General features: G+C 62.4%; 1 protein-coding gene. It reads right to left on the bottom strand.

Going from position 1 to position 306, the window contains the following annotated elements:
* On the bottom strand, window positions 1-306 hold a 306-nt coding region (locus AC07RM_RS29355), incomplete at both ends, for a hypothetical protein (RefSeq protein ID WP_495336764.1).

Below are 306 nucleotides of genomic sequence, written 5' to 3' on the forward strand. Positions count from 1 at the left end.
TAGCTTGTCGACCTCGACATCGACTGGCTTGAGCACGGCAACGAGCTCTATTGACAGCCTGTCGACCTCCACGTCGACCGGGTTGAGCACGGCGACAAGCTCCATCGGCAGCTTGTCGACGTCGACCTCGACGGGCTTGAGCACGGCCACGAGTTCCATCGGTAGCCTGTCCACCTCGACCTCCACGGGTCTGAGCACCGCGACCAGCAGTATCGACAGCTTGTCGACCTCGACGTCGACCGGCTTGAGCACGGCAACGAGTTCGATCGGCAGCCTGTCCACGTCGACTTCGACGGGTCTGAGCAC

Source organism: Variovorax sp. GW821-FHT09B05 (genome assembly GCF_059418265.1).